Annotated in this window: 7 protein-coding genes; 5 read left to right on the forward strand and 2 right to left on the reverse strand. The window is 74.7% G+C overall.

Annotation, left to right across the window (positions count from 1 at the left end; genetic code table 11):
* The first annotated feature begins 382 nt into the window (after positions 1 to 382).
* Both AC02VZ_RS25840 and AC02VZ_RS25845 read left to right on the forward strand, forming a co-directional pair.
* Positions 383 to 988 carry a dihydrofolate reductase family protein gene (locus tag AC02VZ_RS25840; RefSeq protein ID WP_476476539.1) on the forward strand — a complete coding sequence of 202 codons (606 nt, stop codon included), beginning with the start codon at positions 383 to 385 and terminating at the stop codon, positions 986 to 988.
* An 84-nt stretch (positions 989 to 1,072) separates the two neighbouring features.
* The gene (locus AC02VZ_RS25845) at positions 1,073 to 1,873 is read left to right on the forward strand and encodes a sugar phosphate isomerase/epimerase family protein (RefSeq protein WP_476476540.1); all 801 of its coding nucleotides are present in this window, start codon (positions 1,073 to 1,075) and stop codon (positions 1,871 to 1,873) included.
* Positions 1,874 to 1,987: 114 nt separating this feature from the next.
* Here the strand turns inward: AC02VZ_RS25845 and AC02VZ_RS25850 are convergent, their stop codons facing one another.
* On the reverse strand, positions 1,988 to 2,944 hold the full coding sequence (locus tag AC02VZ_RS25850; protein WP_476476541.1) for a LysR family transcriptional regulator: 957 nt from the start codon (positions 2,942 to 2,944) through the stop codon (positions 1,988 to 1,990).
* Between the two features lie 88 nt (positions 2,945 to 3,032).
* Here AC02VZ_RS25850 and AC02VZ_RS25855 point away from each other — a divergent pair, with 88 nt between their 5' ends.
* Positions 3,033 to 3,590, forward strand: coding sequence for a cupin domain-containing protein (locus tag AC02VZ_RS25855; protein ID WP_476476542.1), 558 nt, complete (start codon positions 3,033 to 3,035; stop codon positions 3,588 to 3,590).
* A gap of 120 nt (positions 3,591 to 3,710) precedes the next feature.
* Here AC02VZ_RS25855 and AC02VZ_RS25860 read toward each other — a convergent pair whose 3' ends face one another.
* Positions 3,711 to 4,640, reverse strand: coding sequence for an EamA family transporter (locus AC02VZ_RS25860; protein WP_476476543.1), 930 nt, complete (start codon positions 4,638 to 4,640; stop codon positions 3,711 to 3,713).
* Positions 4,641 to 4,729: 89 nt separating this feature from the next.
* Between AC02VZ_RS25860 and AC02VZ_RS25865 the strand changes: the two genes are divergently transcribed.
* Complete coding sequence (locus tag AC02VZ_RS25865; RefSeq protein ID WP_476476544.1) at positions 4,730 to 5,647, forward strand: LysR family transcriptional regulator; 918 nt, start codon at positions 4,730 to 4,732, stop codon at positions 5,645 to 5,647.
* Positions 5,648 to 6,100: 453 nt separating this feature from the next.
* Positions 6,101 to 7,888 carry a glycoside hydrolase family 3 protein gene (locus tag AC02VZ_RS25870; protein WP_476476545.1) on the forward strand — a complete coding sequence of 596 codons (1,788 nt, stop codon included), beginning with the start codon at positions 6,101 to 6,103 and terminating at the stop codon, positions 7,886 to 7,888.
* Positions 7,889 to 8,073: the final 185 nt, after the last annotated feature.

Consider the following 8,073-nt stretch of genomic DNA (forward strand, 5'->3'; position numbering starts at 1 on the left):
GTCGTCGCCTGCGGGTGCGGGGTGGGGTTTGCGCAGTTCCCCGCGCCCCTGAAGGGTCTGCTTGGCGTCTGCGGGTCGTGGGGGGATTTCGCGCAGTTCCCCGCGCCCCTGAGGACGTCGTCGCCTGCGGGTGCGGGGTGGGGTTTGCGCAGTTCCCCGCGCCCCTGAAGGGTCTGCTTGGCGTCTGCGGGTCGTGGGGGGATTTCGCGCAGTTCCCCGCGCCCCTGGGGACGTCGTCGCCTGCGGGTCGTGGGGATCTCGCGCGGTTCCGCGCGCCCCGGGAGGGCGTGTTCGGGGCGGATGGGGTTGTGGCGATGAGTTTCTGGGCGGGGGGCGGTCTGTAGGTTCGTCCGTGGTTCCGATCGTTGTGGGAGTGGACGTCATGCGGATTGTCGTGACCGAGTTCATCAGCCTCGATGGTGTCTCGCAGGCCCCGGGTGGGCCGCAGGAGGACACCGACGGGGGGTTCGCGCACGGTGGGTGGTCGCACCCGTACTTCGACCCGGAGGTGCTCGGCGGGGCGTTCGACGCGGGGCTGCGGAAGGCGGACGCGCTGCTGTTCGGGCGCCGGACGTGGCAGACGATGGCGGCGGCGTGGCCGGAGCGGGCCGGTGATCCGTTCGCCGACCGGATGAACAGTCTGCGCAAGTACGTCGTCTCGGGCACCCTCGGCGAGGACGACCTGACGTGGAACAACTCGCGGTTGATCCCGGGCGGTCAGGCCCTGGAGCGGATCCGTGAGCTGCGGGCGACCGAGGGCGGCGACCTGGCGATGATGGGGAGTCCCACGCTGGTGCGGACCCTGCTGGCCGAGGACCTGGTGGACGAGCTCCAGCTGATCGTCATGCCGGTGATGCTCGGCGGCGGCAAGTCGGTCTTCCCCACCGACGGTGCGAAGCGGCCCTTCGAGCTCGTGTCGACCACGGCCGCGAAGACCGGCGCCCAGGTGTGCGTGTACCGGCCGGCGCAGACGCCCGCCGGGGGCTGACGGTCACGGAGGTCGGCGGCGCGTGGCGACTTCGGGGTGTCAGGGAGGAGTCGGGGTCGGGGTCCGCGGGTAGGGTCCGTGGGCATGAAGCTGGCGTTCTCCACCCTCGGCGTCCCCGGCCTGCCCGTCACCGACGTGCTGGAGCTGGCGACCGCGCACGGCTACCACGGCGTCGAACTGCGCGCCCACCCGGAGGAACCGGTGCACCCGGGCCTCGCTGCGGCCGAACGGGACGATGTCGCCGCCGCGTTCAAGGCGGCCGGCGTCGAGATCCTGAGTGCCGCCGGATACGTCCGGGTGGCCGCTCCCGGTGACGACGACCCGGTGCTGGCCGAGCTGCGCGCCCTGCTGGAACTGGCCCGCGACCTCGGCGCCCCCTACGTCCGGGTCTTCCCCGGCGGCACCCCGGAGCAGAGCCCCGAGGACGCCGACGCGACGGCCGCCCGCCGGCTCGGTACGGCCGCCGAGTACGCGGGCGACCTCGGGGTCCGGATCCTGCTGGAGACCCACGACTCGCACCGCACGGCCGCCGACGCGATGCGTGTCCTCGGCCTCGTGGGGCACGGCCGGGTGGGCGCGCTGTGGGACGTGATGCACACCTGGCTCGGCGGTGAGCAGCCCGTGGACAGCTTCGCCGCCCTCTCCCCCCACCTGGGGTACGTGCAGGTCAAGGACATCGCGTCCGCCGACGACACGACCCCGTTGGCGCTCGGCGAGGGCATCCTGCCGCTGGCGGACTGCGTGGAGGTCCTGTCCCGGCACGGCTGGGACGGCTGGCTGTGCTGGGAGTACGAGAAGCGGTGGTACCCGGAGGTGCCGGAGCTGAGCGGACTGCTCGCCCCCGGGCGGGAGCACCTGGCGCGGCTGTTGAACGAGTCGGCGTGACTCCGCGGAGGATGCGGGCCGCCGCCTGACCGGCCCGGCGGGGAGTGCAGCCGCTCCAGGCCTCTCCCTCGGCCCCGGATGACCGTGCTTTCCGGACACAGCGGGCTGGCGCGTTCACGGCACCCGTCCGAGCGGTGCCTGCGGCTGCTGCGGTCCCGGCTCGTCGCCGTGGATGAGACGGTCGGCCGCCTCCACGAAGGAGCGGACCCGTGCGGTGGTGCGCACCGCCGGCCAGACCAGGGCCCATGTGAGCGCCGGGGCGTCGCTGATGGGGAGGTAGGTGATGTCGGGCCGTGGGTAGTAGCGGCGGGTGTGGGCGCCCGCGGGGAGGGTGCCCTGACCGGCACCGACCAGAGTGAGGGCCTCCTGGAGCGTCTCCGCCGTCGGGCCCCCGGGCACGGGGAGGGCGTCGGTCCGGCGGTGCGGGGGGAGACTCGTGTGGCCCGGTAAGCGCACCAGGGGGACGCGTGCCAGGTCGGCGGCCCGGACGCTGTCCCGGCGGGCGTAGGGGTGGGTGGAGGGGACCGCGAGGACGTGCGCCTCGCGGATGAGCACCCGGCCGTGGGTCAGCCCGGGGTCGTCGAGGGGCAGGGTCGTCAGCCCGAGGTCGCTCTCCCCCGCGTGGATGCGCGCCGGCATGTGGTGGGCCTGCGTCTCCTGGATGCGCACCTCGCATTCGGGTGCCTGTTCGCGGAAGAGCTGTGCGGCACCGGCCAGGAGCTGCGCGGCGGCGGCGCTGACGAAGTCGACGCGCAGGACACCGGTCAGGCCCCGTCCCGTCTCGGTCGCGCGGTGCACGGCGGCGCCCAGCGCGTCCCAGGCGGGGCGGAGCTCGTCGTGCAGCTGCTTGCCGACCTCGGTGAGCGAGACCCTGCGGCTGGTGCGGTGGAACAGCGGCACGCCCACCCGGCGCTCCAGCTTCCGGATGGTCTGGCTGACGCGGGCGGTCGACACGTGCAGCGCCGCCGCGGTCCGGCCGAAGTGCAGTTCCTCCGCGAGGGTCAGGAACGCCTCCGCCTCGTGCCGCTCGATCACTCGTTCCCCCATCGTGAAGCCCGGCTTCACGATCATTGCGCATCCGAGCGTTGGTCGCCTGCCCTTTCCCCAGCAGAGTGGGTGACGTCCAGCAGCACGTCAGCCGCATGAAGAGGGGCCCGACATGACCACTCCCGCCGACTCGCACGCCGATCCCGCCGGCTCGCACGCCGACCCCGGCGGCCGGGACGCCGCACAGCCGTTCCCGCCGCTGCTGACCCGTGGGGCGGAGGCCGAGACCTGCGCCGACCCCAGCAGCGTGATGACCCTGCTCGCCGACTCGGACACCACGGCCGGCGGCTTCACCGCCTACCGGTCCACGTTCGCCGAGGGTGCCGTGGGCGCGCCGGCGCACTTCCACACCAGGGCGACCGAACTGTTCTTCGTCATCAGCGGCTCCCTGCGGGTGCTGGTGGGCGAGGAGGTCACCGTCCTGGAGGCGGGCGACTTCCTGGCGGTGCCGCCCCGCACCCCGCACGCGTTCGCCGCGGCGCCCGGGTGCGAGGCCGACGTCCTGTTCGTGTTCACGCCGGGCATGGGCCGCTTCGACTACCTGCGGCTGCTCGGCCGGGTGATGCGCGGCGAGGCGGACGGCAAGGAGATCGCCGAGTCCGCGGAGCGGTTCGACAACCACTACGTCGACAGTCCCGTCTGGCGCGCCGCCCTGGAGACGTCGGGGTGAGGGGCGCGGCGGCCACCCGGCGCCGCAGAGCGGTCACCCCCACGGGGCGGTCGCCCCGACCGGGCGGCCGGCCCCGGGAGGCACCCGACCCCGCGAGGCAGCCGCCCTCCTTCCCCGCCCTCAGCCGCCGGCCCGGGAGCCCTCCGCGCGGGCCGGTGCCGGCGGTACGGGCCGGGTGGCCGGCGGCGTCGGCGGGCGGCGCCGGGTCACCGTGGCCAGGGCCACGCCGCCCACCAGCAGCACGCCCGCGCACCACCGCAGCGGGGTCATCGACTCGCCGAGGAACAGGGCGGCCGACGACATCCCGAAGACCGGTACCAGCAGGGAGAACGGCGCGACCGTGGAGGCGGGGTGACGGCGCAGCAGCCGGCCCCACGCGCCGAAACCGAGCACGGTGGCGACCCAGGCGCCGAACAGCACGGTGCCCGCGCCCTGCCAGTCGAGGCCGGCGAGTGCGTCCTGGCCCCGCCGGGGGCCCTCCAGCAGGAGTGACAGGGCCAGCAGCGGCAGGACCGGCACGGTGCTCACCCACACCATGAAGTTGAGGGCGTCCGGGGGCGCCGCCCTGCGGGTGAGGATGTTGGAGGCGCCCCAGCAGGCGGCCGCCGCGACGACCAGGGCGAAGCCGGTGAGCGGCCCGGAGGTGCCCTCGTCGACCGCTGCGACGCCGATGCCCGCGAGGGCCACCGCCATACCTGCCAGGCGCCGGGCGGAGGGGCGTTCGCCGAGCAGCGCGAAGGCGAACAGGGCGGTGAACACCGCCTGGATCTGGAGCACCAGGGAGGACAGCCCACCCGGCATGCCCGCATCCATGCCGACGAAGAGGAACCCGAACTTCGCGACGCCGAGGGTCAGGCCCACGCCGACGATCCATCTCCAGGCCACCGTGGGGCGTCCGACCAGGAACACCGCGGGGAGCGCCGCCACGAGGAAGCGCAGGGCGGAGAACAGCAGGGGCGGGAAGTGGTCGAGGCCGATCTCGATGACGGTGAAGTTGACGCCCCAGACGGCGGCGACGAGGACGGCGAGCGCGAGGTGGGAGGGTCGCATGGGCCGAGCATCGCCGTACCGCACACTTCAGCACCAGCGAAGGTTTCTGCATGGTTGGATGAAGCGTCGCTAACCGATCGGGGGCCCGGATGCTCGACCTGAACCGGCTGCGCGCCCTGCACGCGGTCTCCGTGCACGGCTCCGTCGGGGCCGCCGCCGCGGCCCTCGGCTACACCTCCTCCGCCGTCTCGCAGCAGATCGCGAAGCTGGAGCGGGAGACCCGGACCGTCCTCCTGGAACGCCGGGGGCGCGGGGTGCGGCTCACCGACGAGGCCCGGCAACTCGTCGCGACCGCACAGGAGTTGATGGCGATCGTGGAGCGGGCGGAGACCGAGCTGGAGGAGCGGCGGGGGCGGCCGTCGGGGCGGCTGACCATCGCCGCGTTCGCGTCGGCGGCGCGCGGGCTGATGCCGTCGGTGCTGGCGGACCTGGCACGGCGTCATCCCGCGCTCGACACCCGGCTCACGGAGATCGACCCGCACCTGTCCGTGGACCTGGTGGCCCGTGGCGCCGTGGACCTCGTGGTGGCGCACGACTGGGACATCGCGCCGCTGCCCGCCCCGGCGGGGGTGGAACAGGCGGTGATCGGCGACGACCTGTGCGATCTGCTCGTTCCCCGCGCTCACCCGTTCGCCGGGCGGAGCGCGGTGCGGCGCGAGGAGCTGGGCGGGGAGCGGTGGATCTGCCCGCCGCCGGGGCGGGTCTGCCACGAGTGGCTGGTGCGCACGCTGCGGGCCGACGGTCACGAGCCGGACATCGTGCACCAGGCCGACGAGAACCCGACCCTGGTGGCCCTGGTGGCGGCCGGGCTCGGGATCGCGCTCATCCCCCGGCTGGGCCGCGGCCCGCTGCCCGAGGAGGTGGTGGAGGTGCCGCTGGACCCGCTGCCCGCCCGCCGCCTGTACGCCCTGTGGCGCTCGGGTGCGGCGCGGCGGCCGGCGATCGCGGAGACGGTGCGGGCGCTGCGCGAGCACTGGCCGCGGGTGTCGGCGCACGCGCCTCGCTGAAACCCGGGCGGCCCGCCCGCCCCGATCTCGGGGCATTCCTCCCGGCGGCGGAACCCGCGGCCCGCGCCGTCCGTCCCAGGGGCAGGCTGCCGGACGAGTCCAATGTGGCACGGTGTCGGCCCTCGCCGCCGGCGGCGATCGCCGACCCACCCTCTCCGCCGTGCCACGGCCGGCAGCACGCCGTCATCGGCGCGCCCCCTCCCTTGCGCCGGTGGCGGCCCCCGCGTTGGTTACGGTGCACTCCCTTGACTGGCAGAAACTTCCCGGATATTGCTGACTCCCTGGAAGTTTCCTTCAGCAGATCCCCGCGGATCACCTCCGGAAGGAGCGCACGTGCCCGACAGCAGCACGGCAAGCACGGGAAGCACGGGAAGCACAGCCAACACAGGCAACGCAGGCAGCGACGGCGGTACGGGGAGCACGGGGCGGGCCGCACGGCCGTCCAGACGCGTGGTGCTCGCCGCCACGGCGGGGGTCGGCACGGTCCTCGCCGCCGGGGGTTCGGTGCACGCCGCCTCCGGCCGCTCCGGCGCCGAGGACCGCAGGCTGCGCGGCCTGTTCTCCCGCATGACGCTGGAGGAGAAGGTCGGCCAGCTGTTCGTGATGCGGGTCTACGGTCACTCCGCGACCGAGCCCGACCAGGCCGACATCGACGCCAACCTGAAGGAGATCGGCGTCCGCACCGCGGCGGAACTGCTGGAGCGGTACCGGGTCGGCGGCGTCATCTACTTCGCCTGGGCCCACAACACGCGGGACCCGCACCAGATCGCGGACCTGTCCAACGGCATCCAGAAGGCGTCCCTGGGCCTGCCGCGCGGGTTGCCGGTGCTCGTCTCCACCGACCAGGAGCACGGCATCGTGGCCCGGGTCGGTGAGCCGGCCACCCTGTTCCCGGGCGCGATGGCCGTCGGGGCGGGCGGCTCCCGGTCCGACGCCCGCACCCTCGGCCGGATCGCCGGGCGCGAACTGCGGGCCCTGGGCATCCGTCAGGACTACGCCCCGGTGGCCGACGTGAACGTCAACCCGGCCAACCCGGTGATCGGCGTGCGGTCGTTCGGTTCGGCGCCGGAGGCGGTGGCGCGGCTGGTGGCGGCCGAGGTGACCGGGTTCCAGCGGTCGGGGGTGGCGGCGACCGCCAAGCACTTCCCCGGGCACGGCGACACCGTCGACGACAGCCACGACAAGCTGCCCTACATCCACCACACCCGGGAGGAGTGGCAGCGGCTCGACGCCCCGCCGTTCCGCGCCGCGATCGCCGCGGGCATCGACTCGATCATGACCGCCCACATCGTCGTCCCGGCCCTCGACCCCTCCGAGGACCCCGCCACCCTCTCCCGGCCCATCCTCACCGGCATCCTGCGCGAGGAACTGGGCTACGACGGGGTCGTGGTGACCGACTCCCTCGGCATGGAGGGCGTGCGCACCAAGTACGGCGACGACCGGGTGCCCGTGCTCGCCCTGAAGGCGGGCGTGGACCAGCTGCTCAACCCGCCCTCCCTGGACGTCGCCTGGAACGCCGTCCTGCGGGCGGTGCGGGACGGGGAGCTCACCGAGGAACGCCTCGACCAGTCGATCCTGCGCATCCTGCGGCTCAAGGCGAAGCTGGACCTGTTCGACGACCCGTACGTCTCCCACGACGACGTGGACCGCACCGTCGGCACCCGCGCCCACCTGGCCGCCGCCGACCGGATCGCCGAGCGGACCACCACGCTGCTGGTCAACGAGGGCGGCCTGCTGCCGCTGTCGAGGCGCAGGCACCCGAGGGTGCTCGTCGTGGGCGCCGATCCGGCCTCCCCGTCCGGCACCACGGGCCCGCCGACGGGCGTGCTCGCGAACGCGCTGACCGAGCTGGGCTTCACGGCCACCGCCCTGTCCACGGGCACGGCACCCTCCGCGGCCGTCATCGACCGGGCGGTCGCCGCGGCCGGGGAAGCGGACGCGGTGGTCGTGGGCACGTACAACGTCTCGGCGGGCAGCAGCCAGCGGACGCTGGTCGAGCGGCTGCTGGCCACCGGGCGGCCGGTGGTGGCGGTGGCGATCCGCAACCCGTACGACGTGGCCCACCTGCCCGGCGTGCCGGCGTACCTGGCGGCCTACTCCTGGACGGACGTCGAACTGCGGGCGGCGGCCCGCGTCATCGCCGGCCGGGTGCGGCCCCGCGGGACGCTGCCGGTGCCCGTGCAGCGCGCGGACGATCCGGCGGCCGTGCTGTACCCGGTCGGGCACGGGCTGCGGTACTGACACCCCAACCCCGATCACCCCGCCCCTGACACGCCGCCCGGCCGCGCCGCCCCTGACACCCGGCCCCTGACGCGCCCCCGGCCGCCGCGCCCGCCACACCGTGCGGCGGGGGCGGCGGCCGGGTGCGTACGGCGGGGGCGGCGGGCGGCGCCCCCGTCGGACGCGGCGGGGCGGCGGCCTGCGGC

The sequence above is a fragment of the Streptomyces sp. 3-6 genome, from assembly GCF_056323165.1.

Excerpts from the sequence above, each read along its gene's own strand:
- AC02VZ_RS25845 (WP_476476540.1), top strand. The coding sequence starts at position 1,073 with ATGAAGCTGGCGTTCTCCACCCTCGGCGTCCCCGGCCTGCCCGTCACC.
- AC02VZ_RS25860 (WP_476476543.1), bottom strand. The coding sequence starts at position 4,640 with ATGCGACCCTCCCACCTCGCGCTCGCCGTCCTCGTCGCCGCCGTCTGG.
- AC02VZ_RS25865 (WP_476476544.1), top strand. The coding sequence starts at position 4,730 with ATGCTCGACCTGAACCGGCTGCGCGCCCTGCACGCGGTCTCCGTGCAC.
- AC02VZ_RS25840 (WP_476476539.1), top strand. The coding sequence starts at position 383 with ATGCGGATTGTCGTGACCGAGTTCATCAGCCTCGATGGTGTCTCGCAG.
- AC02VZ_RS25850 (WP_476476541.1), bottom strand. The coding sequence starts at position 2,944 with ATGATCGTGAAGCCGGGCTTCACGATGGGGGAACGAGTGATCGAGCGG.
- AC02VZ_RS25855 (WP_476476542.1), top strand. The coding sequence starts at position 3,033 with ATGACCACTCCCGCCGACTCGCACGCCGATCCCGCCGGCTCGCACGCC.